This is a genomic window from Rhodococcus erythropolis NBRC 15567 (assembly GCF_001552595.1).
Taxonomy (GTDB): Bacteria; Actinomycetota; Actinomycetes; order Mycobacteriales; family Mycobacteriaceae; genus Rhodococcus_F; species Rhodococcus_F erythropolis.
The window spans coordinates 42,751-69,189 of the sequence record NZ_BCRM01000023.1 but is presented as its reverse complement, the minus strand read 5'-3'; the positions used below and the strand labels follow the sequence as shown (position 1 = coordinate 69,189).

Here is a 26,439-nt window from a genome sequence, read left to right as displayed (position 1 = left end):
GGTCAGCGCCGCAGCAGTTCCGCTTTTCGTGCATCGCTCGCAAACGAGGCTTTGATCGAGTTCCGGGCGAGGGTGTCTCGCTCGGCCTCGGTCAGACCCAAGGCTCGGCCCAGTTCGGTGAAATTGTCGTCGACGTATCCCCCGAAGTAGGCCGGGTCGTCGGAGTTGACCGTGACGATCAAACCCATCTCGAGCATCGATCGAAGCGGATGATCCGACAGCGAATCGAACACCCGCAGACGAACGTTCGACAACGGGCAGACCGTCAGTGGAATCTCCTCGTCGACCAGACGCTCGATCAGGGCAGGATCCTCGAGTGCCCGGACTCCGTGGTCGATCCGCTCGGCGCCGAGAATGTCGAGTGCCTGCCAGATGTACTCGGGCGGTCCCTCTTCACCGGCGTGAGCGACAACGTGCAAACCCTCGGCACGCGCGCGGGCGAACACGTCCTCGAACAGTGACGGCGGGTTGCCGACCTCCGCGGAGTCGAGTCCGAGCCCGACGATCGGAGCCTGCAGGCGAATTATCTCGGAGAAGATCTCCTCGGCGTCCTTGACGGGCTGATCTCGGAGGATGGCGGCGATTGCCGCGCTGCTGAGCCCGAACTCGCGCTCGCTCGATGCCACCGCATCCATGATCCCGTCCAGGACCTCGGTCAGCGGAACACCACGGACTACGTGCGCCTGTGGATTGAAGAAGAACTCGGCATGCGCGACGCCGGCCGCAGCCGCCCGGCGGAAGTACGCTCGCGTCAGGTCGGCAAAATCCTCCGCGGTGCGCAGGACGGCCATGTTGGCGAAGTAGAGATCGAGGAACGACTGCAAGTCGGTGAACTCGTACCTCAACTTCAGATCGTCGATGTCCTTGTACGGCAGATCCATTCGATTGCGCTCGGCAAGTCGGTAAATCTGTTCGGGCTCCAGAGAACCCTCGATGTGCATGTGCAGTTCTGCGACAGGTGTAGCCATGTCGGTGTTACCGCCCCTTCCAGACCGGGGCGCGCTTCTCGGCGAACGCCGTCGCACCCTCGCGTGCATCTTCGGATGCGAATACCGGCGCCATGACCTGCAACTGCTTCGCGAAAGCTTCATCGTCGGACCAACCGCCGGCCTTGACGATGATCTCCTTGGTGACCGCTACCGCGAGCGGTCCGTTGCGGGTGATTCGATCAGCCAGCTCCAGTGCGCCGTCGAGCGCCTTGCCCGGTTCGGTCAACGTGTTCACGAAGCCGTAGCGGTATGCCTCCTCGGCGGTGAAACTGTCGCCGGTCAGCGCCAGTTCCAGAGCCTTCTGGTACGGAATCCGCTTGGGCAGGCGCAACAATCCGCCGCCACCTGCAACCAGTCCTCGCTTGACCTCCGGGATACCGAACTTCGCTTCGGACGACGCCACCACCAGGTCGGTGGCAAGCACGAGTTCCGTGCCGCCTGCCAACGCGAAGCCCTCGACCGCCGAAATGATCGGCTTACGCGGTGGCCCTTCCGTGAATCCGAGACCGCGTCCCGGCACGAGGACGTTCTCGCCGGCCACGAATGCCTTCAGATCCATACCGGCACAGAAGTTTCCGCCGGCTCCTGTCAGCACGGCCAAGGACAGATCGTCGTCCGCATCGAGCTCTTCGACCGCGGCGGCCAACGCGTGACTGACCGCCGAGTTGATGGCGTTACGCGCCTCGGGCCGGTTGATGGTGATGATCAGTGTCCGCCCGCGCCGCTCGGTGAGAACCTCGTCCGCCATGATGTCCCTCTCGTTTGTCGACCACGCTCGCGTGACTACGCGACGTTGCGTTCGACAATACGGACGAAGCCATCGGGGTCGATCTGCGCGGTGTCGTGAGTGCAGAACCACCCCTGGGTGAACCTCGTCGAGGTCGCTTGCGGCGAGTTCCAATACCGACGCGTGACACTCGGTCCACGGCACAACAACTCGCCGAAACCACCTGGCGCATCCGGGCCGTACAACGCCACTTCCATTCCACCGAAAGCGATTCCGACGCTTCCGAGGTGGGTGGGCGCCGACTCGGTTGGCAGAATGAGACCAGCCCCACAGGTTTCGGTTTTACCCCACCCGATCACATGCCGAGCGGCCGGGAACAGAGTCAGCAGCTTGGATTCCTGTTCGGCCGTGATCGGCGACCCGCTGCAATCGATCCACTGCACCGACCTCGAACCGGCACGTGCCGCCGGTCCGAGCGTGAGCAACCGTGGCTCGAGCAAGTCCTCGGGCCGCCCGGTCACGATGTCGACGGTATGCACACTCTCACGCCAGAAGTCCCCGGCGAGGACCACCGTTCCACCGACCACCAACGTCGCGAGCACGTGCACGAACTGCCGCACCGACTTGAAGTCGTTGTCCACCAGCAGATTCCGCACACCTTCGACGCCGTAGTCACGCGAGTGCAGAATTCCGACGATGGCAGAAAGCACGTTCTCGTTACTCAACTCGACGCCAAGCATCTCGCCCGAGGAATCCGCGGTGTACGCGAGGACCGCCATCTCGTCCGGGGCGGCGCCGTCGTCGATGAACGGAACACCGTGCGGGAGTTCCCCGTCGAGCACCAACACCGAACCACTGTCCGCGATGACGAAGTCCGCCGCGTCATCACTCAAGTGCACACCGACGGAGACCGGAACGCCGCCGGCGAGGATGACGCCGAGGCACGCCTCCATCCATCTCACCCCAGCGGCGACACGAATGGCCACACGGTCACCGATCTCGACGCCTCGCGACTTCAGCCCTCCCGCGACCCGCGACGCCTCGGCCCACAGCTCCGCGAAGGTGACCTGCTCGCCGTCGACCTCCTCGACCGCGACGCGTGAGGAGAACCGATGGACGGCGATGTCCAGTAGTTCGGACAACGACGGGTCCAGTTGGCTGTACCGAAGCACCCCGTCACCGGCGCGGGTGACGCGGGCGTCGGCGAGGAGCTGATTCGAACACGGGTATTCCACAAGCGTCGACCGCATCGATACCTCCACGTCACTGACAACCCACCGGCCATTCGACTATATGACGTGGATCACAGTTCGTGGAGGTCTCTGGCGATAATCGTCGCAAACTTACTTTCCGGAGTAGACCGCTTTGCCCGGTCCGACGTCGAGGAAACTGCGGACAGCGCCGCGTAGGTCATCGGTGGCGAACAGCGCACCGGACACTCCGGGAGTCACCGAATCCGCATGAGCGATCCCGCCGGAACGCCAGGCCGCGACGATCTGCTTGGTGGCGTCGTGGGCTCGCGTGGGTCCGTCCGCCAGCCTGGTCGCCAGGGCACGCGCCGCAGCATCGACATCGTCGTGAACTGCATTGACGACGCCCCACGAGTGCAGGGTTACGGCGTCGTAGAGGTCGCCGGTCATGACCAACTCCCGAGCCCGTCCGGAACCGGCACGCTCGGCCAAACGCTGCGGTCCACCCATGGACGGCGTCAGTCCGACCACTGTCTCGACCAGTCCGAACTTCGCCTTGGGCGCCGCGAGGATGATGTCGCAGGCCAAGGAGATCTCGAATGCAGCAGTCAGCGTCAACCCGTGCGCCGCATAGATCACCGGGCACGGCAACGCCTCGAGCGGATGGCAGATCTGGGCGAACAGTTGGCGCCACAACTCCGCGCCCTGCTCCGGGTCGAGGCCGTCGAACACATGGACGTCGACGCCGGCCGAGTTGACCTTGCCCTCGGCGCGCAGAAGCACCGCGCGCGGTGGGTTTTCGGTCAGCGCCGCAACATCGGCGATGACCGCGTCGAACATGGCCTGATCGAACAGATTGAGTGGTCCGTGCGCGAACGTCAGGACAGCCACCTCGGCACCACCATCGGTGGTGAAGCGCTCGAGACGGGTGGGATGCGATTCGGGAGCAGTCATCCCGCCACACTGCCACATCGAACCGGCCTACGATCGTCGGGTGGACGGTCTGAGAAATGCGCTCGCGGACGTTTTGGGACACCGGTTCGTCGTCACCGACGCCGACGTGTTGACGACCCGTTCGACCGACCAGACAGGCCGGTACGCGGGCCGTGCCTGCGCCCTGGTCCGACCGGCCGATACAGCCGAAATCGCTGCACTGCTGAACGTGTGCCGCTCCCGCGGTGTACCGGTCACCGTTCAGGGCGGGCGAACGGGCCTGGTCGCCGGCACGGTGCCCGAACACGACGACGTCCTGCTCTCCACCGAACGCCTCGCGGCGATCGGCGACGTCGATCTTGCCGCCGGGCGGATCACCGTCGGGGCGGGAGTGACACTCGCGCAGGTACATTCCGCGGCGGCCGCCGCCGGTTTGAAGTTCGGTGTCGACATAGCCTCGCGGGACACTGCGACGATCGGCGGCATGGTGTCCACCAATGCCGGTGGCCTGCACACGGTTCGATACGGGAACATGGCCGAACAGGTGCTCGGCCTCGAGGTGGTACTCCCCGACGGAACTACTGTGCGTCGGTCACCGAAAGTGCTGTCGGACAACTCCGGATACAACCTGCCCGCACTGTGGGTCGGTAGCGAAGGAACTCTAGGGGTGGTCACTTCCGTCGACCTGAAATTACGGAAGATACCGACCTACCGCGTGACGTCGCTGACCGGTTTCGACACACTCGAAGACGTCGTCGAGGCGGGGCGAGTGTTGCGCACTCTCGACGGCGTCGACGCACTCGAATTGTTGGACGGGCGCGGTCTCGAACTGGCCGCACGCCATTTGAACGCCGCGGTTCCGACGGGGCGACCGTGGTACCTCCTCGCCGAGGTGTCCGCGGCCCACGATCCGCTGGAAGACCTGGCCGAGCTGCTCGAACGCATCGGCCCACCGCAGACCCCGGCCGTGGCGGTCGACGCCCACGGCTCGACGCGCTTGTGGGCGGCACGCGAATGCTTCGCCGAGGTGGTCGGATTGTTCGGTCCCCCACTGAAATTCGACGCGGCGCTACCGCTGGACTCGCTTGCCACCTTCACCGAGGACGCAACGGCGGTGATCGCGAGCCGAGCGCCCGAGGCAATTCCGATCCTGTTCGGACACGTCGCCGAGGGAAACATCCACCTCAACGTCCTGAACTGTCCGAACGCCGACATCGTGTATCGCAGTGTCCTCGAACTGGTTCGCGATCACGGCGGAAACGTCAGTTCCGAGCACGGGGTGGGCTCGCTCAAACGCAACTATCTGGACCTGGCCCTCTCGGCGCAGGACATAGCCACGATGTGGGCGATCAAGCGAGCCCTTGACCCGAGCGACTATCTCAATCGCGCAGTGATGTTTCCCGACGCGCTTCGGCACTGACGGCCATCGCGTCGTCGTGCGCGTCCCCGCGCAGCGGCCGGGCGAAGCACACCGACGCGACGAAACCGATGAGCAGCACACCCGCAGGTAGCCAGATCGACTCCGACATCGCCGTGCTGAACGGTTCACGGACGAACTCGGGGAGGTGACCAACGCCGGCTTCCGAACTGCCGCCGGTCAGTCCCTGCGCCGCCAATCGCGCGGTGATCAGAGCGCCGATCGCAGCGCTGCCGAGAACCGCACCCACCTGCCGGGTGGTGTTGTAGACGCCGGCGCCCGCGCCCGCCTGCATCGGAGGCAGGTTGTGTGTGGCGGTGGCCGCGAGCGGAGACCAGATGCACGCGTTGGCGAAGCCGATCAGGCCGATCGGCAAGAGCAGTTCCCAGATCGCGACGTCGGGAGACATCACCAGTGCCAGCCAGCCCAAGGCGACGGCGAACAGCAGGAAGCCGGTGCCGGCGATGTAGCGCGGATGTGTCTTGTCGACGAGCTTGCCGATGATCGGGGCGAAGATACCGGTCAGCACTGCCATCGGAACGAGCAGCAACGCCGACTGCGTCGGGGAGAGGCCACGAACTGCCTGTGTGTAGAACATCAGCGGAAGGACCATCGACGTGATCGCAAAGCCCATCGCGGTGATGGCGACATTGGCGAGTGAGAAGTTGCGATCCTTGAAGAGTTCCAGGGGAAGCAAGGGTTCGTTCTTGTTGCGCGACTGGTAGAACACGAACACCGCGAGCAACACCACACCGGCGCCGATCAGGCTCCAGACGAATCCGTTCCAGTCGTACGAACTGCCTTCCTGGATTCCGAACACCAGAAGGAACATGCCTGCGGCGCTGAGGATCACGCCGGGGATGTCGAATTTGTGCTCGCTGGTCGGCAACGACGGAACGAGCTTCCAGGCGAGCAGGAAGGCGATGACACCAACCGGGACGTTGACGATGAAGATCCATTCCCACCCGAGATTGTCCACCAGGACGCCACCGGCAAGCGGACCCACCAGGGTGGCAACACCGGCAACGGCGCCCCACAGACCCATTGCGGCGCCACGCTTGTTCGGCGCGAACGTGCGTGTGATGACGGCCATCGTCTGAGGCGTCATCATTGCAGCACCAAGACCCTGGAAAGCCCTTGCGACGATGAGCATCTCGACGCTGCCGGACAGACCGCACCACAGTGATGCGCCGGTAAACAGTACGAGGCCGATCATGTACAGGTTCTTCGGACCGAACCTGTCACCGAGTCGGCCCGTGACGAGCAGCGGCACCGCGTACGCCAGCAGGTACGCGCTGGTGACCCAGACGACCTTGTTGATGTCGGTGCCGAGGTCCTCCATGATCGCGGGGTTGGCGACAGCGACGATGGTGCTGTCCACCAGAATCATGAAGAACCCGATACACAGCGCCCACAGCGCGTGCCAGGGATTGACCTGCTTTTCCATCTTCAGTCCTTAGGTAGTGCGGACGAGCCTGCGGAGCCGGCCAGCCGGTCGAGAAGTTCTTGTGAGAGCCAGGGCATTTCGCCGCTCTCGATGTCTGTCACCAACGCGCCGATCCACTCTCTTTCGGCGACGGTCAGTGCGTGGGCGTAGTCCGCGCCCACCGTGAAGATTCGTGGTTTCTCCGCGGCCTTCACCGCTTCGTAGTCGACCTCGAATTTCGCAATCGTCTTGTCGAGGTGCGCGAGACGGATCCGAAGCATCTGACACGCAGTCGATGCGGAGAGGTTGTGCATCTCGGCAAGCGCGAGTGGCAACCGCGGATACTCCCGCACCGGAACCGCCAACATCTCGCGTAGTTGATGTTCGAGGGCATCACGGCCGCGGGCAGTGATCTCGTACGTCGTCCGCTCCGGGCGGTTGCCCTCACGATCGGTCCCGATCGAAGCCAGAAGTTCCTGCTTCTCCAACCGGGAAACCGTGTGATAGAGCGATCCCGGCTTGATTTTCACCAGCTGATCGCCCCGCCGCACCGAGGCGAGTTGGTACATCTCGTACGGGTGCATCGAACGCTCGGACAGCAGGCCCAGCACGGTGATTCCCAAAGGCGTCAGTGACACGTCACCCATGAGTCCCCCTCCCTGACAAGCCGTAGTTGACTGACGAGCCGCAATTGACCATTTCTTGACTATTCCACCCGAAATAGTCCACATGGAATATACGCCCTCTGTCCGTCTCGATCAACCCGTTCGAATCGGACTAGCCTGTAGCGAGTGGACGATCATCACCTCGACATCATCCGACTTGCCTGGGCGCGTGAGCTGGGACTCGGCGACTCGGCACTGCGTCCGGCGCACACGGCCCGGGTCGTCGGCGACGACATCCACGTTCTCGATCTGGCAGGCTCCGGTGCGATCGTCGGGCCACAGTGGTTCATCGAGCGCACAGAGGGCATCTCCGTCGACGCACTACTGCAACCGGCGTGTCTCCTCGAGATCGCCGGCGATCACGGCGGGCGAATCACCGGTCCCGTCGATCTCGCTTTCCTCGGCGACTACACGGACGCGCCACCCGACGAGCAACTGCTGATTTCCCACGAGGTCGACGACGCCCTCGCCGTCGCTGCGCTGTGCCCACCCGACGACAGCACCACGGCCGACCTCGAGAACCGGACGCGGTGGTTCACCGCCGTCACCGATTCCACCGAGGTGCTCGGATGCGCGGCGTACTCCGAATTTCAGGGATTCGTGGCAGATCTCACGACCCTGACTGCTCCTGCGCATCGCCGTCACGGAATCGGCTGCGCAGTAACGCTTCTCGCTGCGGAGGACGCTCTCGATTCCGGGTTGATCCCGCAGCTACGCACGAGTCGCGGCAGCGCGATCGCCGCGACGCTTCCACGTAAAGCCAAATTCGACGTTCTGGGGGCATACGCTCGGGTACACGTGCACCTGCCCAGTTGACACTCGAAATGACACTCGAACGAGAGGGACCGCAGATGAGTACGGAAGACGGCGCGAGCGAACCGACATTCGTCGAAGAGGGTCGTGAATTCAAACGCGACACCAACTACATCCCGACCCGGATCACCGAGGACGGTCGCGACGGTTACCCCGTCGAACCGGGGCGATACCGGTTGATCGTGGCACGTGCCTGCCCGTGGGCAAACCGCGCCATCATCGTCCGCCGTCTGCTCGGCCTCGAAGACGTACTGTCGATGGGCATCTGCGGTCCGGTTCACGACAAGCGAAGCTGGACTTTCGATCTCGACCCGGGCGGCGTCGATCCCGTACTGAAGATCCCGCGACTACAGGACGCGTACTTCGCCCGAGATCCCGAATACCCCAGGGGAATCACGGTGCCCGCCATGGTGGAGATCGCGACGGGCAAGGTGGTCACGAACGACTACCCACAGATCACCCTCGACTTCTCGACGCAATGGAAGAAGTACCACCGCGAAGGCGCACCGGATCTGTACCCGGAGCCTCTGCGAAACGAAATCGACGAAGTGGCCGAGTACGTGTTCCGCGACGTCAACAACGGCGTCTACCGCTGCGGTTTCGCCGGTTCACAGCAGGCGTACGACGAGGCATACGACACGCTGTTCGCCCGCCTCGACTGGCTCACCGAACGTCTTGCCCGGCAACGCTTCCTGGTGGGAGACACCATCACCGAGGCCGATGTGCGCCTGTTCACCACGCTGGCGCGATTCGATCCCGTCTATCACGGCCACTTCAAGTGCAACAGAAGCAAACTCAGCGAGATGCCGGTGCTGTGGGACTACGCACGCGATCTGTTCCAGACTCCCGGATTCGGTGACACCATCGACTTCACACAGATCAAAGCGCACTACTACATCGTGCATTCCGAGATCAATCCCTCCGGAATCGTGCCCAAGGGACCGGAATTGACGCACTGGCTCGAACCGCACGGCCGCGAACAGTTGGGTGGCCGACCGTTCGGGGACGGCACACCGCCTCACCCGCCCATCCCATCGGAAGTGGTTCCAGCAGAGCACTGGGCCACCAGATAGGTCGCGGCGGCTACTCCCCTGCGTACGTGCCGAAACTCCAGTACACACCTTCGGGATCACGGCAGGTGAACCCTCGCGAACCGTAGTCCTCGTCGCGCAATCCCTGCGTGATCGTGGCGCCCGCCGCGACAGCGCGTTCGTGGAGTGCATCAGCTGCGTCCGCGTCGTCCACGACGATGTACACCGAACCGATTCCAGGCGGCAGGCCGGCGATCGCCGAATCGGTGCGCGGCGAACCCAGCATGATGCCGCCACCGCCCGGCCAGTCGAGTTGGGCGTGGTCCACCACGTCTCCCTCGCCGTAGACGGCCTTCTCCACGAAACCGAAGGTGCTCACCAGAAAGTGGATTGCAGCCCGGGCGTCGAGGTAGCGCAGTGTCGGCCAGATGGTCGTCGAACGAGATTCCGAAGTGGCGGTCATAACACTCGAACTCCTGCCTGGGAAAACTCACGAAGAAAAACGAGTCTCGTACGAGCCTATGGCCCCTGCGATCACCGCCGCTACCGAAAACTTCACCTATTCTCGAGATACGGTCCACCTCGCTTCAGAGGAGGACAACTGTGGAGGGGCAGCAATGAGCAAGTCGACGAACAACGACAGCGGGCGTATCGAGAAGGTCCTCGTTTCCGTTCTCGACAACGGAAGCCGCCTGCAAGCGCCCGCAGTGGCCAAATACGTCAACCACGTCCGTAAGGCGCACCCCGACGAGTCACCTGCTCAGATCGTCGAGCGGATGGAGAAGATGTTCATTCTCGCCGTGACCGGAAGCGGCAGTGCCGTCGGCGCCACGGCCGCGGTGCCGGGCGTCGGAACAGTCGCGTCCATCGCTGCAGTCGGTGCGGAATCGGCTTTCTTCCTCGAAGCGTCGGCGCTGCTCACATTGGCAATCGCGTCTGTGCACGGAATCTCCGTGCAGGATCATCAGCAACGACGCGCCCTGGTCCTGGCAGTCGCACTCGGCGAATCCGGCATGGAGATCGTCCAGAAGGCCACCGGGATCACGGCCAAGAACTGGGGAACGGCAATCACGAGCAAGATTCCCGGACCCACGATGAGGGGAATGAACAGCACCCTCGTGCGGAAATTCGTGACCAAATACGCCGCCAAGCGCAGCGCACTGATCCTCGGCAAGCTCGTTCCCGCCGGAATCGGTGCGGTCATCGGCGGTGCGGGTAACCGAGCCATCGGCAAGGGCGTCGTCAAGAATGCGCGCGAAGCCTTCGGACCCGCACCGGCCAGGTGGACCGATCACCTGATCGTGATGCCTGCCGACGATGCCGCAGTGCTTCCCCAGACGGAGTCACGCCGGGCCATCCGCAGATAGCCGTCCGGGCCGTAGGCTCGCATCACGTATTCGCCGCCGACCCGGGAGCAGCATTGACGAACACCGCAATGGGATCCTTCTCTGTCCCCATCGAGATTCGTGGGTTGACGAAGACGTTCAAGGCGGCGCGCGCGGTCAACGACCTGAGCTTCGACGTTCAGGCGGGCTCGATCACCGGGTTTCTCGGCCCGAACGGTTCGGGCAAGACGACCACGTTGCGGATGCTCCTCGGACTGGTGTCACCGACGTCGGGATCGGCCACGATCAACGGCACTCCGATGCGTTTGCTGCCCAACCCGGCCCGGACCGTCGGCGCAGTACTCGACGTCGGCAGTCTCCATCCGAAACGAACGGCGCTCGGACACCTCGAGATCTACGCGGCCGCTATCGGCATGCCGACTCAGCGCGCAGCGCAGGTTCTGGACATGGTCGGTCTGAGTTCGGTCGGAGCCCACAAGACCGGCACCTTCTCACTCGGGATGCGCCAACGCCTGATCCTTGCCACCGCGATGCTCGGTGATCCCGAGATCCTCGTCCTCGACGAACCCGCGAACGGACTCGACCCCGAAGGCATGGCGTGGCTACGTCAGTTCCTGCAGACCTTCGCCGGTTCCGGCCGAACGGTTCTGATCTCGAGCCACGCGCTTCGTGAAGTGGAAGCGACCGTCGACAGCGTGGTCATCGTCAGCGCCGGCTCACTCGTCTACCAAGGGACCATGGACGAACTTCGTCGCTCCCAGCGCAGTCGACTGCTCGTCTCGTGTTCCAACCCAGCGCTCCTCGCCACGGCATTGGCCGCTCGCGGAATCATCGACGCCCAGATCACGCAGGACGGACGGCTCGCCGTGGGCGGCACCGACACGTCGGTGCTCCCACCGGTGGCATCCGCCGCCGGTGTCACGATCTTCGGTGTCGCGACCGAAGGCGCAGATCTCGAGCAGTTGTTCCTCGCGATGACAACACCGCAGTACGCGGTTCCCCAGGTCGGATACCACCGCCCACCCGGTCCCGGTTCCGGACCGGGCTATTACGGCCCTGCCGCATACGGACCTTCCGGAGGACACAGATGACCACGCTCGTGCGCGCGGAGACACTCAAAGTTCTCACCCTGCGCTACTGGTGGGCACTGGCCATCGCACCGGTCGTCGTGGCCGTGCTGATTGCTGCCTCGACTCGGACGTTCGTCGAAGTCGTGGCCGATTCGGCCGACACCACTTTCGACGTCGATGTCGTGTCCACCGGCGTCAGCCTCGGTGTCTCCAACACGCTTGTCCTGGTGTTCGCGGCCGTCTTCGGAGCACTCACCGCCGGATCCGAATTCGGCTACAAGACTCTCACCACGACGTTCCTCACAGCTCGCGGCCGCGACGGAGTTCTCGGCGCAAAACTTGCCGTCGTCGCGGTATTCGCCGTCGGCTACGCACTGGCGGTCGAAGTAGTCAGCATCGGCGCGATGTTGCTCTTCGGCCGGGACTTCAGTTTCACCACCGATCTCTTCGCCATCTGCGCCGCAGGCATTCTGGCGTGCGCGCTGTGGGCACTGCTCGGCGCCGGGGTGGCCCTGCTCACCGGTTCGTCGATGGCCGGTGCCCTCTCGGTCATCCTGTGGTTCGTCTTCGGTGAATGGATCGTCCGCGGCGTGCTGCTCGCGATGGATCTCGGTGGGATCGGGGCCGCGCTTCCGGTGTCGGCCACGATCGGCACCATCGTCAATGCGGCACCGTCGATCGACGTCGACGCGTTTGCGTCCTGGCCGAGCGGCCCGATGATGCTGGCCGCTTGGGTAGTTCTGTTCTGCGGGCTCGGTTGGCTACGGACCAGGACCCGCGACATCACCTGAAAAAGCTGTCTGGGGCCGGGTCTACCGTGGATCTCGATGAACACGATCAACACGGACAGTCCGGTAGCTGGAGAGGTGGATCGAGCTCCGGGCTGGATCCGCCGCTTGGCCCACGCATGCTGGTTGCACCGAAGAGTTGCGATCGGCGCGCTACTCGTTACGGTCATCGCCTCTGCGATCGACATCTCGTTTCCTCTCCTGACCCGCTATGCGCTCGACGCCGCAAGCCAGGAGAACCCGGGCAAGGTGATCGGGTTCGTCGCGTTGGCGATCGCGTTGCTCGCGATCGTCCGCTTCGCGTGCCAGTACGGCCGACGGATGCTTGCCGGCCGACTCTCGCTCGACGTTCAACACGACTTGCGGCTCGCCCTGCTCGGTTCGCTGCAACGCCTCGACGGACGAGGGCAGGATCAGATCCGCACAGGCCAGGTGGTCTCCCGGTCCATCACGGATCTGCAGCTCGTCCAGGGTTTGCTCGCGATGGTGCCGATGTCCGCGGGAGCGCTCCTGCAATTCGTGCTGGCGATCGGCATCATGGCGTGGCTCTCGCCGCTGTTGACTCTCGTCGCTGTCGCCGTCATCCCAGCAGTAGGGCTGGTGGTGTTCCTGATGCGACCGATGCTCTTCGCCGCAACATGGTCCGCGCAGCAGCGTGCCGCCGACCTCGCCCAACACGTCGAGGAAACCGTCACCGGCGTTCGCGTCGTCAAGGGATTCGGGCAGGAACAACGAGCCGTCGACCAGCTGGAGAAACATAGCCGCACGCTGTACTCCGAGCGCCTTCGCGCCGCGTGGTTGAACGCGAAATTCGCGCCAACCATGGCCGCCTTGCCCCAGCTCGGGCAGGTGGGAGTGATCGCTCTCGGCGGGTATCTCGCACTGGACGACAAGATCACCGTGGGAACGTTTCTCGCGTTCGCCACCTACATCGTGACGATGACCGGAGTCACCCGAACTCTGTCGTCGGTCATCGTCATGGCGCAGCTGGCGCGCGCCGCTGTAGAGCGTGTCTACGACGTCATCAACGCTCAGCCGGACATCGCCGATCCAGACCATCCGGTGGACCTGCCCGACGGTCCTCTCGGAGTCACCTTCGACGACGTGGCATTCGGATTCGACACCGAACGCGACGTCCTGACCGGGCTGAACCTCCGCATAGAACCGGGCGAGACCGTCGCCGTCGTGGGTCCGGCCGCGTCGGGCAAGACCGCGTTGTCCTTGCTTCTCCCGCGGTTCTACGCACCGACTTCGGGTGCGGTGACAGTCGATACCGCCGGCGAGACGTTCCCCATCGGCGAACTGCGCAGTGAGCAGCTTCGTGCCGCCGTCAGCCTCGTCTTCGACGAACCGTTCCTGTTCTCGGACACCATTGCCGCCAACATCGCACTTGGCCGCGAGGACGCCTCCGACGAGGACATCCGCGACGCAGCAGCACTGGCACAGGCAGATTCGTTCATCGAGGCACTCCCGGACGGATACGACACCGTAGTCGGTGAACGAGGTCTGACGCTGTCGGGCGGCCAGCGTCAGCGCATCGCACTTGCCCGGGCACTGCTCGTCGACCCACGGATCCTGGTCCTCGACGACGCGACCTCCGCAGTCGATGCGGCTACCGAAGCCGCGATCTTCGACGCGTTCCGGGCCAGACGGCGCCAGACCACGCTCATCCTCGCTCACCGGCGGTCCACCCTGACGCTCGCAGACCGGGTCGCGGTTCTCGACGGCGGACGGATCATCGACTCCGGAACCGTGGACGAACTGGAAGCGCGATGTCCGCTCTTTCGTGCCCTGTTCTCCTCGCCGCCGGAACTACCGGCCGAACTCGACGACGTCGACTCCGATGCTTTCGGACGTGACCGCAGCGAGCCGACAACCGAGCAGTTGTGGCCGCAGGCACCGGAATCCGAAGCCGACAGCACAGCCGCTACGACGCAGGGTGCGGGCGGACCGATGGCCGGAGCGCTCAGCGGAATCGCGGTGACGCCGTCCCTGCGGGCAGCAGTCGACGCTCTCCCACCCGCACGCGAAGACCCCGGAATCGCCCCTGAGAGCCTGCGCGAATCGAATCCACAGTTCTCACTCCGACAGATCTTGAGGCCGGTCCGCTGGGTTCTACTGGCGGTTGTCGTGTGCCTTGCCCTGGACTCCGCAGCGGCGATCGCATTTCCCTCCCTCGTCAGATACGCGATCGACCACGGAGTCGTGACCGCGGACAGCAGCACGCTCTGGATAGCGACGGCATTCGGCGCGCTCCTGGTCGCAGCGGACTGGGTCGTCGTCGCGGTCATGACGGTGCTCACCGCCCGGGCCGGCGAACGCGTGTTGTTCGGGCTCCGCGTACGCAGCTATGCACACCTACAGCGTCTAGGTCTGGACTACTACGAACGTGAATTGTCCGGGCGCATCATGACGCGCATGACCACCGACGTCGACGCGCTGTCGTCGTTCATCCAAACCGGCATGTCGACGGCGATCGTGAGCGTCCTGACCGTCGGCGGCATTTCGATCGCACTCCTGGCGACCGACGTGACGCTCGGACTGGTGGCGCTGGCCGTCATCCCACCGCTCGTGGTTGCGACCGTGATCTTCCGCAAGATCTCCTCGGTTGCCTACAGCCAGTCCCGCGAACGGATCTCGCTCGTCAATGCCGACTTCCAGGAGAACATCGCCGGTCTGCGAGCGGCTCAGGCCTACCGCCGCGAAGAAGGTGCGGCGCGTCGGTTCGCAGAACGCTCCGAAAGCTACCGCCGATCGCGGATGCGGTCGCAGCGAGCCATTTCGATCTACTTCCCGTTCATCTCGTTCCTGTCCGACCTCGCGTTGGCCGCAGTGGTGTTCGTCGGCGCGCACCAGATCGCCAACGGGTCGACGTCGCCCGGCGTACTGATCGCTTTCGTGCTCTACCTCGGCCTGCTGTTCGGACCGATTCAGCAACTCTCACAAGTGTTCGATGGTTACCAACAGGCAAACGTCGGATTGCAACGAATCGGTGACCTTCTGCGTACTCGGAGTTCGATCGAAACAGCCGACAGCGAGGATCTGATCGCGATCTCCGGACGGCTCGACGGCGCCGTCCATCTCGACGGGGTCGGGTTCCGGTACTCAGGTGCGGACGTCGACGCCCTCTCCGATTTCGATCTGCAGATTCCGCCGGGCACGACGGTTGCCCTCGTCGGCAGAACCGGTGCCGGGAAGTCGACGGTGGTGAAGTTGCTCGCCCGCTTCTACGACCCGACGTCCGGATCCGTCGACGTGGACGGAACCGACATCCGGAACTTCCACCTCTCGCAGTACCGACGTCGCCTCGGCGTGGTCCCGCAAGAGGCGCATCTGTTCACCGGCACGGTCGCCGACAACATCGCGTACGGGAGGCCGTCGGCGTCGCGCGCGGAGATCGAGGAAGCGGCGCGTTCCGTCGGCGCACTGAATTCGATAGCCGACATGCGTGGAGGCATGAATCATCCCGTCGGCGAGCGCGGCCAGGGGCTCTCGGCGGGCCAACGCCAACTGATCGCATTGGCCCGTGCCGAACTGGTCGACCCGGACCTTCTGCTCCTCGACGAGGCGACCGCGACGCTCGATCCCGCGACCGAACGAATGGTGCTCGAAGCAAGTCGGTCGGTCACCCGGAAACGGACTTCCGTCGTCGTAGCTCACCGCCTCGCGACAGCTGCCCGAGCGGACCTCGTTGTCGTAGTTGACCGGGGACGTATCGTTGAATACGGCCCGCACGATGTTCTGCGGTATGCCGGTGGTCACTACTCGGGACTCTGGGATGCATCGCAGGCGCGTGAGGGGAATAATCTGACGTCGAGAACTGTCATCGAAGGCAACCCCGTCGCGTGACAGTCGGCACGGATTTGTACCGCCGAGAGGTAGTGCGCGATCGCAAGATCACGGACTTCCGTGAGACAGCTCACAAATTGTGTGCCGCACAATTGCTCGTCACACGCTCGGGCTAATCTCACATATATAGGCGCTCTGATCGGGTACCGAAATAGAAACGAGGCGAACACCTGCCGTGAGCAGCAGTTCTACATCCCAATTCGGACAGAACCAGTGGCTGGTTGACGAGATGTACCAACGCTTCCAGGACGATCCGTCGTCCGTGGATCCCAGTTGGCACGAATTCTTGACCGATTACTCGCCGGACTCGGCGAACACGGGAGGTGGAAACGGGACTGCCTCGAACGGCAACGCGGCTGCACCCGCCGCTGTTGTAGCTCCGCCTGCTGCTCCCAAGGCCACGCCTCCCGCCCCCAAGACCGCACCTCCTGCGCCGCCTGCCAAGGCGGCCGCACCGGCCCCCGCGAAGACGGCAGCGCCCGCCGCGAAGGCAGCCCCCGCCAAGCCTGCAGCAGCCAAGCCTGCGGCCGCTCCCGCGAAGCCCGCTCCCGCCGGCGGAGCCGAGGAAACCAAGGTTCTCCGCGGCGCCGCAGCAGCAGTCGTCAAGAACATGTCGCTCTCGCTCGAGATTCCGACAGCAACCAGCGTGCGTGCCATCCCCGCGAAGCTGATGTTCGACAACCGCATCGTCATCAACAACCACCTCGCGCGTACCCGCGGCGGCAAGATCTCGTTCACCCACCTCCTGGGTTACGCGATCGTCCAGGCAGTCAACGCGTTCCCCAACATGAACCGGCACTTCGCCGAAATCGACGGCAAGCCGAACGCGGTCACCCCCGAGCACACCAATCTCGGACTCGCGATCGACCTTCCCGGCAAGGACGGCAACCGCTCACTGGTTGTTGCCGCCATCCGGAACACCGAGTCGATGAACTTCGTCCAGTTCCACGCGGCGTACGAGGACATCGTCCGACGCGCCCGTGAAGGCAAGCTCACCGGCGAAGACTTCACCGGCGTCACCATTTCGCTGACCAACCCGGGCGGCATCGGCACGGTTCACTCCGTTCCTCGCCTGATGAAGGGCCAGGGCGCCATCATCGGTGCCGGCGCGATGGAATACCCCGCCGAGTTCCAGGGCGCCAGCGACGAGAAGCTGGCCGAGATGGGCGTCGGCAAGTTGATGACCCTCACCTCGACCTACGATCACCGCATCATCCAGGGTGCCGAGTCGGGCGATTTCCTGCGCACGATCCACAACCTGCTGATCAGCGACGAGTTCTACGACGAGATCTTCCACGCGCTCGGCAACCCGTACGAGCCGGTGCGTTGGCGCAAGGACGTGCCGGAAGGCGCTGTCGACAAGAACACCCGTGTTCTCGAACTGATCGCTGCATACCGTGACCGCGGCCACCTCATGGCCGACACGGACCCGTTGCAGTTCGTCAAGGACAAGTTCCACAGCCACCCCGACCTCGACGTCATCAGCCACGGCCTGACGCTGTGGGATCTGGACCGCGAGTTCAAGGTCGGCGGCTTCCACGGCCAAGAGAAGATGAAGCTGCGCGACGTGTTGAGCGTGCTGCGCGACGCGTACTGCCGCCACGTCGGCGTCGAGTACACGCACATCCTCGAGACGGATCAGCGTCAGTGGATCCAGGACCGCGTCGAGGGCCATCACGCCAAGCCTTCGGTCGCTCAGCAGAAGTACATCCTGAGCAAGCTCAACGCCGCCGAGGCCTTCGAGACGTTCCTGCAGACCAAGTACGTCGGCCAGAAGCGCTTCTCGCTCGAAGGCGCCGAAGCCGTCATCCCGATGATGGACGCCGTGATCGACCAGGCCGCCGAGCACCAGCTCGACGAGGTCGTCATCGGAATGCCGCACCGTGGCCGTCTCAACGTGCTTGCCAACATCGTCGGCAAGCCGTACTCCAAGATCTTCACGGAGTTCGAGGGCAACATGAACCCGGCAGCCGCTCACGGCTCCGGCGACGTGAAGTACCACCTGGGCGCCAGCGGAACGTACATCCAGATGTTCGGTGACAACGACATCGCTGTCTCCTTGACCGCCAACCCGTCTCACCTCGAGGCCGTCGACCCGGTTCTCGAAGGCCTGGTCCGCGCAAAGCAGGACATCCTCGACAAGGGCGAAGAAGGCTTCACCGTCCTGCCGCTCATGCTGCACGGTGACGCTGCATTCGCCGGTCAGGGCGTTGTCGCCGAGACGCTGAACCTCTCGCTGCTTCGCGGCTACCGAACCGGCGGCACCGTACACATCGTCGTGAACAACCAGGTCGGCTTCACCACCGCTCCGGAACATTCACGCTCGTCCGAGTACTGCACCGACGTCGCGAAGATGATCGCCGCACCGGTCTTCCACGTCAACGGCGACGACCCCGAGGCGTGCGTCTGGGTTGCTCAGCTGGCCGTCGACTTCCGTGAGAAGTTCGGCAAGGACGTCGTCATCGACCTCATCTGCTACCGCCGCCGCGGTCACAACGAGGGCGACGATCCGTCGATGACCCAGCCGGCGATGTACGACGTCATCGACACCAAGCGCAGCGTTCGTAAGAGCTACACCGAGTCCCTCATCGGCCGCGGTGACATCTCGCTCAAGGAAGCCGAAGACGCACTTCGCGACTACCAGGGCCAGCTCGAACGGGTCTTCAACGAGGTCCGTGAACTCGAGAAGTTCCAGCCCGAACCGTCCGAGTCCGTCGAACTCGACCAGACTCCCCCGGCTCGCCTGACCACGGCTGTCGCTCCCGAGGTCCTCGAGCGCATCGGTGATGCGTTCGTCAACGTCCCCGAGGGCTTCACCGTTCACCCGCGCGTCAAGCCGGTTGCCGAGAAGCGCCGAGAGATGGCCCGTGAGGGACATGTCGACTGGGCGTTCGCAGAATTGCTCGCGTTCGGCTCGTTGGCCGAGCAGGGTGCCTTGATCCGTCTCGCGGGTCAGGACTCCAAGCGTGGAACGTTCACGCAGCGTCACTCGGTCCTCATCGACCGCAAGACCGGCAACGAGTACAGCCCGATCGCCAAGATCGCTGCCGACGCCGAAAACGGCGGCAAGTTCATGGTCTACGACTCCGCACTCACCGAGTACGCAGGTCTGGGCTTCGAGTACGGCTACTCGGTGGGTAACCCCGACGCTCTGGTCCTGTGGGAAGCGCAGTTCGGTGACTTCGTCAACGGCGCGCAGACCATCATCGACGAGTTCATCTCTTCGGGTGAGGCCAAGTGGGGTCAGCTCTCCGACGTCGTGCTGCTCCTGCCGCACGGTCACGAGGGTCAGGGTCCGGACCACACCTCCGGTCGCATCGAGCGTTTCCTTCAGCTGTGTGCAGAAGGCTCGATGACCGTTGCGGTTCCGTCGACTCCGGCCAGCTACTTCCACCTGCTGCGTCGCCATCACCTCGACGGCATCCGCCGTCCGCTGGTGGTCTTCACGCCCAAGTCGATGCTGCGTAACAAGGCTGCAGTCAGCAACGTCGAGGACTTCACGACGGGCAAGTTCCGTTCGGTCTTCGAGGAGCCTGCATTCGAGAGCGGCGAAAGCGCCCGCGAATCGGTCAAGCGGGTTCTGCTGGTCAGCGGCAAGCTGTACTGGGAGCTTCTGGCGAAGAAGCACAAGGACGAGCGTGACGACATCGCAATCGTGCGCATGGAGCAGCTCTACCCCGTGCCGAAGCGTCGTCTCAAGGAGACCCTGGACCGTTACCCGAATGCGGATCAGTTCCGTTGGGTTCAGGAAGAGCCCGCAAACCAGGGTGCGTGGCCGTTCCTCGGACTGGCTCTGCCGGATCTTCTGCCGGAGACCTTGACCGGCATCAAGCGCATCTCGCGTCGTCCGATGTCCGCTCCCTCTTCGGGATCGAGCAAGGTGCACGCGGTGGAGCAGCAGGAGATCTTGGACGAGGCGTTCCTGCCGACCAACTGAGCAGTGGCGTTCCTGCCGACCAACTGATCTGACACAGAGTTACTCGAGGCCGGGCCCCACATTCCGCAAGGAGTGTGGGGCTCGGCCTTTCTGCGTTCACGTCAATTCGATTGCAGCAGACCCAGATCCGGCCCGGCATCGAAGCCGACGGCGGCCAGTGCCAACGCGGGCAACGACTGAACCGTCAGGTCGATCAGTTCCTCGCGGGTGATGGCGGGTGCGCGGAGCCAACTGATGGTGGCTTCCTCGACAAACGCGATCCAACCGCGAACCGCCAACTCCACCTGAGGCGTTCGAGTCAGGCCGATCTTGGGGAGCTGATCGAGGGTTCTCTTGGCCATGATGTCGCGAGTCTGCTCGAACACCTCACGCATCTGCGGATCCCCGCTGGCGGTCCCCCGGAGCAGCGAGACGTAGGTATTGCGGTTCTCGGTCACGTAGTCGACGTACGACGCCAGCACCGAGCGGAGGGTGAGCATCGGATCGTCCGACTGACTCGGCTCGGTGCGCTGGAGCATCTGTTCACTGCTGTGTCGGACGATGGCGAGATGGAACTCGCTTTTCGACGCGAAGTAGTGGAACAGAAGCCCACGCGACACCCCCGCTTGATCGGCGATGTCCTCGACGGAAATCTGCTCGAGCGGCCGTTCGGCCAGCATGCGCGCCCCGAGGTCGATGAGTTGCGCTCGGCGTTGCGCAGGGTCGAGCCGCGTTCGCTTTACTGCGTCCATGCCCAATAGACTACTGAATATCCGTCAATAAGCTATTGACCGTGACTCAATAAAGGCATATCGTTCCCTACATGAGTCTTCCAGTTACAGATACCTCAGCACCTGCCGCGGATACTCGCCACGTCGGCACACTGATCATCGGCAGCGGTTTCGCCGGTCTCGGTGCGGCGATCAAACTGGCACAGGCCGGCATCACCGACTATGTCGTTCTCGAGCGCGGCAACGACGTCGGTGGAACCTGGCGTGACAACAGCTACCCGGGCGCCGCGTGTGACGTGCCGTCGCATTTGTACTCGTACTCTTTTGCACTCAATCCGGAGTGGACGCGCTCCTTCTCCACCCAGCCCGAGATCTACAAGTACATCCAGTCGGTGGCCAACCGCCACAAGGTGCTCGACAAGCACATCTTCGACTGCGACGTTCTCTCAGCCCGCTGGGACGAGTCGTCGGCTCAGTGGCACGTCAGCACCAACAAGGGTGAATTCGTCGCAAAGATCGTCGTCTCGGCCGTCGGCGCACTGTGTGAGCCTTCACTTCCGGACATCAAGGGCATCGACGGATTCAAGGGCGAAATCTTCCACTCCTCGCGCTGGAACCACGATGCCGATCTGACGGGCAAGCGCGTGGCCGTCATCGGAACCGGCGCCTCCGCCATCCAGATCGTGCCCGCTATCGGCAAGAAGGTCTCACACCTCGACGTGTACCAGCGCACGGCGCCGTGGATCCTGCCCCGCGCAGACCGCGAGTACACCAAGATCGAGCATCTCGCGTTCAAGTACCTCCCCGGCTTCCAGAAGTTGTGCCGCACCGGTATCTACTGGATGCGAGAGACGCAGGTCGTCGGCCTGGCCAAGGCGCCGGTCTTCATGAAGCCGCTGCAGTTCGCCGCCGAGCGTCACCTGAAGGCTCAGATCAAGGACAAGGATCTTCGTAAGAAGGTCATGCCCAACTTCCAGATCGGCTGCAAGCGCATGCTGATCTCGAACAACTACTTCCCCACCCTCGCCCAGGACAATGTCGACCTGGTGACCGAAGGCATCGAGGAGGTCACCGCCAACGGGATCGTCTCGAAGACCGGCACCACCCGTGAGATCGATGCCATCGTCGTTGCGACCGGATTCCACGTCACCGACTCCCCCACCTTCGCGGGAATCTTCGGCAAGGACGGACGCTCGCTCGCCGAGGTCTTCGAAGAGACCGGCATGCAGGGATACAAGGGCGCCGCAGTTGCCAACTTCCCCAACATGTTCTTCCTGGTCGGCCCCAACACCGGCCTCGGACATTCGTCGATGGTCTTCATGATCGAGTCGCAGATCAACTACCTGGTCGACGCGATCGCCACCATCGACAAGTACGACATCGGCACCATCGAGGTGCGCAAGGACAAGCAGGACAAGTACAACAAGGACCTGCAGGCAGCTATGTCCAAGAGCGTGTGGAACAACGGTGGTTGCGCCAGCTGGTACATGGACAAGCACGGAAACAACACAACCCTGTGGCCTGGCTTCACCTTCCAGTTCCGCAATGCCACCAAGCATTTCGACCTCGCGGCATACCGCAGCGTCGCCACCTCGGATCTCGGCGCCGTCGGCACCGCCACCACTTCACAGATCGACCTCGACGACGAGAAGGCAGTAGCACAATGAGTGATTTTGCAGGCAAGGTCGTAGTCATCACCGGAGCGGGATCGGGCATCGGTCGCGCACTCGCACTGAACCTGGCCGGCCAGGGCGCCAAGTTGGCGATCTCCGACGTGGACACCGTCGGGCTCGCCGAGACAGCCCGTCTGGTGGAGGCCATCGGCGCCGAGGTGAAGTCGGACCATCTCGACGTCACCCAGCGTGAAGCGGTTCTCGAGTACGCCGACGCGGTTGTCGCCCATTTCGGCAAGGTCAACCAGATCTACAACAACGCCGGAATCGCGTACCACGGCACCTTCGAGAAGTCCGAGTTCAAGGACTTCGAACGTGTCATGGACGTCGACTTCTGGGGAGTTGTCAACGGCACCAAGGCATTCCTTCCCCACGTCATCGCCTCCGGTGACGGGCACATCGTGAACGTGTCGAGCCTCTTCGGTCTGCTGTCGATGCCGGGTCAGAGCGCCTACAACTCGGCCAAGTTCGCCGTTCGCGGTTTCACCGAGTCGCTTCGCCAGGAAATGCTGATCGCCAAGCACCCGGTGAAGGTGACCTGTGTGCACCCGGGCGGAATCAAGACCGCCATCGCACGCAACGCCACCGCAGGCCCGGGTGAAGATCTTGCGGTCTTCTCCGAGTTCTTCGACCGCAAGCTCGCGCGCACCACTCCGGAGGACGCCGCCAAGACGATCGTCAACGGTGTTCGCAAGAGCAAGCCGCGAGTTCTCATCGGGATGGACGCAATCGCACTCGACGCCTGGGTTCGCCTCGTAGGATCGGGCTACCAGCGCATCGTCGCGATCGTCGCCGGCCGAATGATGCCCAAGTCCAGCTGAGTTCGTTTCACAGCGTCGTTCGTTTCACAGCGCAGTTCGCATAAAGAGTCAGGAGCCCTGCCGGTGAGCACGTTCACCCTTCCGCTGCCCGTGGTCGCATTCTTGTTGAAGCCGTACTTCCGTCTGGCTTTCAACTCGCGGCTGCCGTATCGGATTCAACGTCTGTTGCTCGAGGCCGGGGCACCGCTACAGCAGGTTCCAGCGGGCGCCGTCGTGCGCCCGCTGGAGCTGGCTTGCCGACCGGCTGAGAAGATCACCGTCGGCGCAACCGAGCGCCCCACCGCAGTTCTCTACCTGCATGGCGGGGCGTACACGCTGGGTTCGCTGGCCACACACCGTTCTCTCGCAGCTCATCTCGCCCGTGAGTCGTCCAGTGCGGTCTTCACCTTGGACTACCGTCTCGCGCCGGAGAATCCGTATCCCGCCGCTCTCGACGACGCGGTCTCAGCCTTCATGCAGTTGGTCACCGAGTTCGACTATTCGGAAGACCGCGTTGCCATTGCCGGCGATTCGGCCGGTGGCGGTCTGGCCGCGGCGACCGCTCTGCGTCTGATCGAGCGTCACGGCGTGACCCCCGGCGCGCTCGCACTGATCTCGCCGTGGGTCGATCCCGGCGATCGGGGTGCTACCAAAAAGGCCGACCTGGTGGTCAACACAGCTTGGTCCTTCGATGCCGCCGACGCTTACCTTGCCGGCGGCGACCGTACTGATCCTGGCTACGCGCCGATGCACGGCAAGCTCGACGGGTTGCCGCCCACCAGGATTCACGTCGGTTCCGAGGAGGTCCTCTACCCGCAGATCATGACGTTCACCGACAAGCTCTCCGCTGCCGGCGTCGACGTGTCCCTGGTGGAGTACGCACGACTGTGGCACGTGGCTCACGCACAGGCGTCACTGGTGAAGGAAGCAGCAGACGCCGTTGCCGACCTCGGCCAGTTCATCGCATCGAAACTGATTCGTGCCAAGGATGATTCGAGTTCAGCAGTGGGATCGAACAGTCACTGACGGGTGGCCCACTCCGTCCATGTCACTGACGGGTGTCCCACCAGGTTCGGGCCACTTCCGGGGCTGACGCCTTGCCGGTCCGCACCTGCTCGATCATTGCGGCGAGATCGGTGGTGGACAGTTCACCCGCAACGACGCTGAGCGCCTTGACAGCCGAATCTCCCAGTACGCCCGCTCGAAAGAGCGGAACGACATTCTGCGCAGCCAGAACGTGATTCGAATCAGCGAGCACTGTGACGGCATCGGATTGTGCCAGCGCTGACAGCGTCGTGGTTCCGAATACCTGTGCACCGGGTACGTCTGCCGGCGTTGCCTGATCGACACCGGCGAAGACACACTCGGCGCCCTCGGCCAACTGTTCCACTGCCCCGTCCTCGACGAATCTCGCGGAGACGAGCGGCGTCGCCGCGGCACACGAAGGAGCAAAGGCTTCTATCGTCTTCGCTCCCAACGACTGTGCGTATCCGGTGTCGAGTGCGAGGACCGCACGATCTTCGGCCATCGCATAGTCGGAGACCGAAAGACCCTCCGGCAGAGAGCGACTCAAGGCTTCGAAGACGTCGTCGGCCTTGCGGGCCGGGGATGACGGGTCGTAGTGATCGAGCAGCGCACCGGTGAACTCGGGCACCAAGGTGACTCGCGCTGCGTCCAGAGCCTCGAGTGATTGGGTTCTGCCTCCACCCACCGATTCGACGCGAGCCGACAGACCGGAGGATGAGAGCACCGTCGAATACACCTCGGCCAACACCGAACTCTCCACTGATGCGTCAGCAGCCACCACGATCTGGTCACGAGACTCCGCTCCGGCGCTCTCTACCACCGAATCACCGTTTGCGCATCCGCTGAGAATTGGCAGGACCATCAGTGCTGCAACAACAGTCGAATACTTCGTGCGTGTGCTCTTCACCGAAATCCTCACATCCAATCCCATGGATCGAAAACCGTGCCATGTCGGTACCTATCGTTACACTTGTCGGGCGATGCGCGGTAACCAGTCCTGACGCAGCCACTCGGTGGCGGCGCCGTCGAAGCCACTCGGGTGGCTTCGCCACAAGGGGATGGTTTCCGACGCCCGAAACACGGGACGCCCGAAAAACCGGAAGGACGCTCATGCGCACCTCACGATTTCGTTCCAACCGTTGGCTCGTAGCCGCGGCAACCGTTGTCTCTCTGACTGCACTGACAGCGTGCGGTAGCAGTGACGGTGACTCCAACAGCGATCCCAACGCGGTTGTCGTCGGCTCCGCCAACTTCACCGAATCCGAGACGATCGCCAACATCTACGCCGAAGCACTGCGTGTCAACGGGTTCGATGTGTCCACGTCGTTCAATGTCGGCAGCCGTGAGGCGTACATTCCGGCGCTCAAGGACGGGTCGATCAGCGTCATTCCGGATTACACGGGAAATCTCCTGCAGTACTTGGATCCCGACAGCACGGCCACCAGCTCCGCTGATGTCCTCGCTGCTCTTCCCGCAGCTCTCGGGTCGGAATTGGCAATTGCGACGCCTGCATCCGCCGAGGACAAGGACGCCGTGGTCGTCACGAAGGAAACCGCTGACAAGTGGAACCTGAAGACGATCGCCGATCTGGCTCCGCATTCCGCCGAGGTCAAGTTCGGCGCTCCGGCCGAGTTCCAGGAACGTCCAGCCGGATTGCCCGGTTTGAAGTCCAATTACGGTCTCGACATCTCGGCAGCCAACTTCGTCCCGATCGCCGACGGCGGTGGACCGGCAACAGTGAAGGCTCTCTCGTCCGGCGACATCACGGCGGCAAACATCTTCACGACGTCTGCCTCCATCCCGGCAAACAACTTCGTGGTTCTCGAGGACCCGAAGAACAATTTCCCGGCTCAGAACGTGGTGCCGGTGCTGCGCGCGTCGAAGTCTTCCGACAAGTTGAAGACAGTCCTCGATGCGGTGTCCGCCAAGCTCACCACCGAAGAGTTGTTGGCACTCAACGTCCAGGTGTCCGGCGACACCAAGACGGAGCCGGCAGCGGCGGCCAAGGCGTGGGTGACGGCGCAGGGCCTCGACAAGCCGGTCTCGTAG

Annotated in this window: 21 protein-coding genes; 12 read left to right on the top strand and 9 right to left on the bottom strand. The window is 63.5% G+C overall.

The genetic code is table 11. The features are described from left to right. Positions 1–2: 2 nt before the first annotated feature. The 4 genes from RE4_RS23890 to RE4_RS23875 form a co-directional block, all read right to left on the bottom strand. On the bottom strand, positions 3–968 hold the full coding sequence (locus tag RE4_RS23890) for an adenosine deaminase (RefSeq protein WP_060939470.1): 966 nt from the start codon (positions 966–968) through the stop codon (positions 3–5). Positions 969–975: 7 nt separating this feature from the next. After that, the gene (locus RE4_RS23885) at positions 976–1,737 is read right to left on the bottom strand and encodes a crotonase/enoyl-CoA hydratase family protein (RefSeq protein WP_019749317.1); all 762 of its coding nucleotides are present in this window, start codon (positions 1,735–1,737) and stop codon (positions 976–978) included. Positions 1,738–1,772: 35 nt separating this feature from the next. Beyond that, positions 1,773–2,966: a class I adenylate-forming enzyme family protein gene (locus tag RE4_RS23880; protein ID WP_029538443.1), complete on the bottom strand. Its 1,194-nt coding sequence runs from the start codon at positions 2,964–2,966 to the stop codon at positions 1,773–1,775. A 93-nt stretch (positions 2,967–3,059) separates the two neighbouring features. Beyond that, positions 3,060–3,860, bottom strand: coding sequence for an enoyl-CoA hydratase/isomerase family protein (locus tag RE4_RS23875; RefSeq protein ID WP_021344976.1), 801 nt, complete (start codon positions 3,858–3,860; stop codon positions 3,060–3,062). 40 nt (positions 3,861–3,900) lie between these two features. On the opposite strand from RE4_RS23875, the gene RE4_RS23870 reads away from it, so the two are divergent. Then, positions 3,901–5,259 carry an FAD-binding oxidoreductase gene (locus tag RE4_RS23870; RefSeq protein WP_060939469.1) on the top strand — a complete coding sequence of 453 codons (1,359 nt, stop codon included), beginning with the start codon at positions 3,901–3,903 and terminating at the stop codon, positions 5,257–5,259. On the opposite strand, the gene RE4_RS23865 is transcribed toward RE4_RS23870, so the two are convergent. Together RE4_RS23865 and RE4_RS23860 are read right to left on the bottom strand one after the other, a co-directional pair. Continuing rightward, positions 5,219–6,703 carry a DHA2 family efflux MFS transporter permease subunit gene (locus RE4_RS23865; RefSeq protein ID WP_019749321.1) on the bottom strand — a complete coding sequence of 495 codons (1,485 nt, stop codon included), beginning with the start codon at positions 6,701–6,703 and terminating at the stop codon, positions 5,219–5,221. The genes RE4_RS23870 and RE4_RS23865 overlap by 41 nt on opposite strands. A gap of 2 nt (positions 6,704–6,705) precedes the next feature. Next, the gene (locus RE4_RS23860; RefSeq protein WP_019749322.1) at positions 6,706–7,329 is read right to left on the bottom strand and encodes a PadR family transcriptional regulator; all 624 of its coding nucleotides are present in this window, start codon (positions 7,327–7,329) and stop codon (positions 6,706–6,708) included. Positions 7,330–7,473: 144 nt separating this feature from the next. On the opposite strand from RE4_RS23860, the gene RE4_RS23855 reads away from it, so the two are divergent. Together RE4_RS23855 and RE4_RS23850 are read left to right on the top strand one after the other, a co-directional pair. Beyond that, a complete protein-coding gene (locus tag RE4_RS23855; RefSeq protein WP_060939468.1) occupies positions 7,474–8,163 on the top strand; it encodes a GNAT family N-acetyltransferase in 690 nt (229 codons plus the stop codon). Positions 8,164–8,198: 35 nt separating this feature from the next. Next, complete coding sequence (locus RE4_RS23850) at positions 8,199–9,233, top strand: glutathione S-transferase family protein (protein ID WP_029255797.1); 1,035 nt, start codon at positions 8,199–8,201, stop codon at positions 9,231–9,233. Between the two features lie 10 nt (positions 9,234–9,243). Here RE4_RS23850 and RE4_RS23845 read toward each other — a convergent pair whose 3' ends face one another. Next, positions 9,244–9,654 carry a VOC family protein gene (locus tag RE4_RS23845; RefSeq protein WP_003945129.1) on the bottom strand — a complete coding sequence of 137 codons (411 nt, stop codon included), beginning with the start codon at positions 9,652–9,654 and terminating at the stop codon, positions 9,244–9,246. 154 nt (positions 9,655–9,808) lie between these two features. Here RE4_RS23845 and RE4_RS23840 point away from each other — a divergent pair, with 154 nt between their 5' ends. The 5 genes from RE4_RS23840 (at position 9,809) to RE4_RS23820 (ending at position 20,181) form a co-directional block, all read left to right on the top strand. Further along, the gene (locus RE4_RS23840; protein ID WP_029538444.1) at positions 9,809–10,558 is read left to right on the top strand and encodes a hypothetical protein; all 750 of its coding nucleotides are present in this window, start codon (positions 9,809–9,811) and stop codon (positions 10,556–10,558) included. Positions 10,559–10,626: 68 nt separating this feature from the next. Next, the gene (locus RE4_RS23835; protein ID WP_060939467.1) at positions 10,627–11,628 is read left to right on the top strand and encodes an ABC transporter ATP-binding protein; all 1,002 of its coding nucleotides are present in this window, start codon (positions 10,627–10,629) and stop codon (positions 11,626–11,628) included. After that, entirely contained in the window at positions 11,625–12,398 is a 774-nt protein-coding gene (locus RE4_RS23830) for an ABC transporter permease (RefSeq protein ID WP_060939466.1), read from the top strand. Before RE4_RS23835 ends, RE4_RS23830 begins: the two co-directional genes overlap by 4 nt. A gap of 36 nt (positions 12,399–12,434) precedes the next feature. After that, positions 12,435–16,244 carry an ABC transporter ATP-binding protein gene (locus RE4_RS23825; RefSeq protein ID WP_029255799.1) on the top strand — a complete coding sequence of 1,270 codons (3,810 nt, stop codon included), beginning with the start codon at positions 12,435–12,437 and terminating at the stop codon, positions 16,242–16,244. Between the two features lie 175 nt (positions 16,245–16,419). Continuing rightward, on the top strand, positions 16,420–20,181 hold the full coding sequence (locus RE4_RS23820; protein ID WP_021344987.1) for a multifunctional oxoglutarate decarboxylase/oxoglutarate dehydrogenase thiamine pyrophosphate-binding subunit/dihydrolipoyllysine-residue succinyltransferase subunit: 3,762 nt from the start codon (positions 16,420–16,422) through the stop codon (positions 20,179–20,181). 101 nt (positions 20,182–20,282) lie between these two features. Here the strand turns inward: RE4_RS23820 and RE4_RS23815 are convergent, their stop codons facing one another. Continuing rightward, entirely contained in the window at positions 20,283–20,912 is a 630-nt protein-coding gene (locus tag RE4_RS23815) for a TetR/AcrR family transcriptional regulator (protein ID WP_019749331.1), read from the bottom strand. 71 nt (positions 20,913–20,983) lie between these two features. Here RE4_RS23815 and RE4_RS23810 point away from each other — a divergent pair, with 71 nt between their 5' ends. From RE4_RS23810 to RE4_RS23800, 3 genes are all read left to right on the top strand, one after another. Continuing rightward, the gene (locus RE4_RS23810) at positions 20,984–22,558 is read left to right on the top strand and encodes a flavin-containing monooxygenase (protein WP_019749332.1); all 1,575 of its coding nucleotides are present in this window, start codon (positions 20,984–20,986) and stop codon (positions 22,556–22,558) included. Continuing rightward, on the top strand, positions 22,555–23,385 hold the full coding sequence (locus RE4_RS23805; RefSeq protein WP_019749333.1) for an SDR family NAD(P)-dependent oxidoreductase: 831 nt from the start codon (positions 22,555–22,557) through the stop codon (positions 23,383–23,385). The genes RE4_RS23810 and RE4_RS23805 overlap by 4 nt, the downstream gene beginning before the upstream one ends. A gap of 63 nt (positions 23,386–23,448) precedes the next feature. Next, entirely contained in the window at positions 23,449–24,390 is a 942-nt protein-coding gene (locus RE4_RS23800) for an alpha/beta hydrolase fold domain-containing protein (protein WP_019749334.1), read from the top strand. Positions 24,391–24,412: 22 nt separating this feature from the next. Here the strand turns inward: RE4_RS23800 and RE4_RS23795 are convergent, their stop codons facing one another. Continuing rightward, positions 24,413–25,297 carry an ABC transporter substrate-binding protein gene (locus tag RE4_RS23795; protein WP_060939494.1) on the bottom strand — a complete coding sequence of 295 codons (885 nt, stop codon included), beginning with the start codon at positions 25,295–25,297 and terminating at the stop codon, positions 24,413–24,415. A 203-nt stretch (positions 25,298–25,500) separates the two neighbouring features. Between RE4_RS23795 and RE4_RS23790 the strand changes: the two genes are divergently transcribed. Beyond that, a complete protein-coding gene (locus RE4_RS23790; protein ID WP_019749336.1) occupies positions 25,501–26,439 on the top strand; it encodes an ABC transporter substrate-binding protein in 939 nt (312 codons plus the stop codon).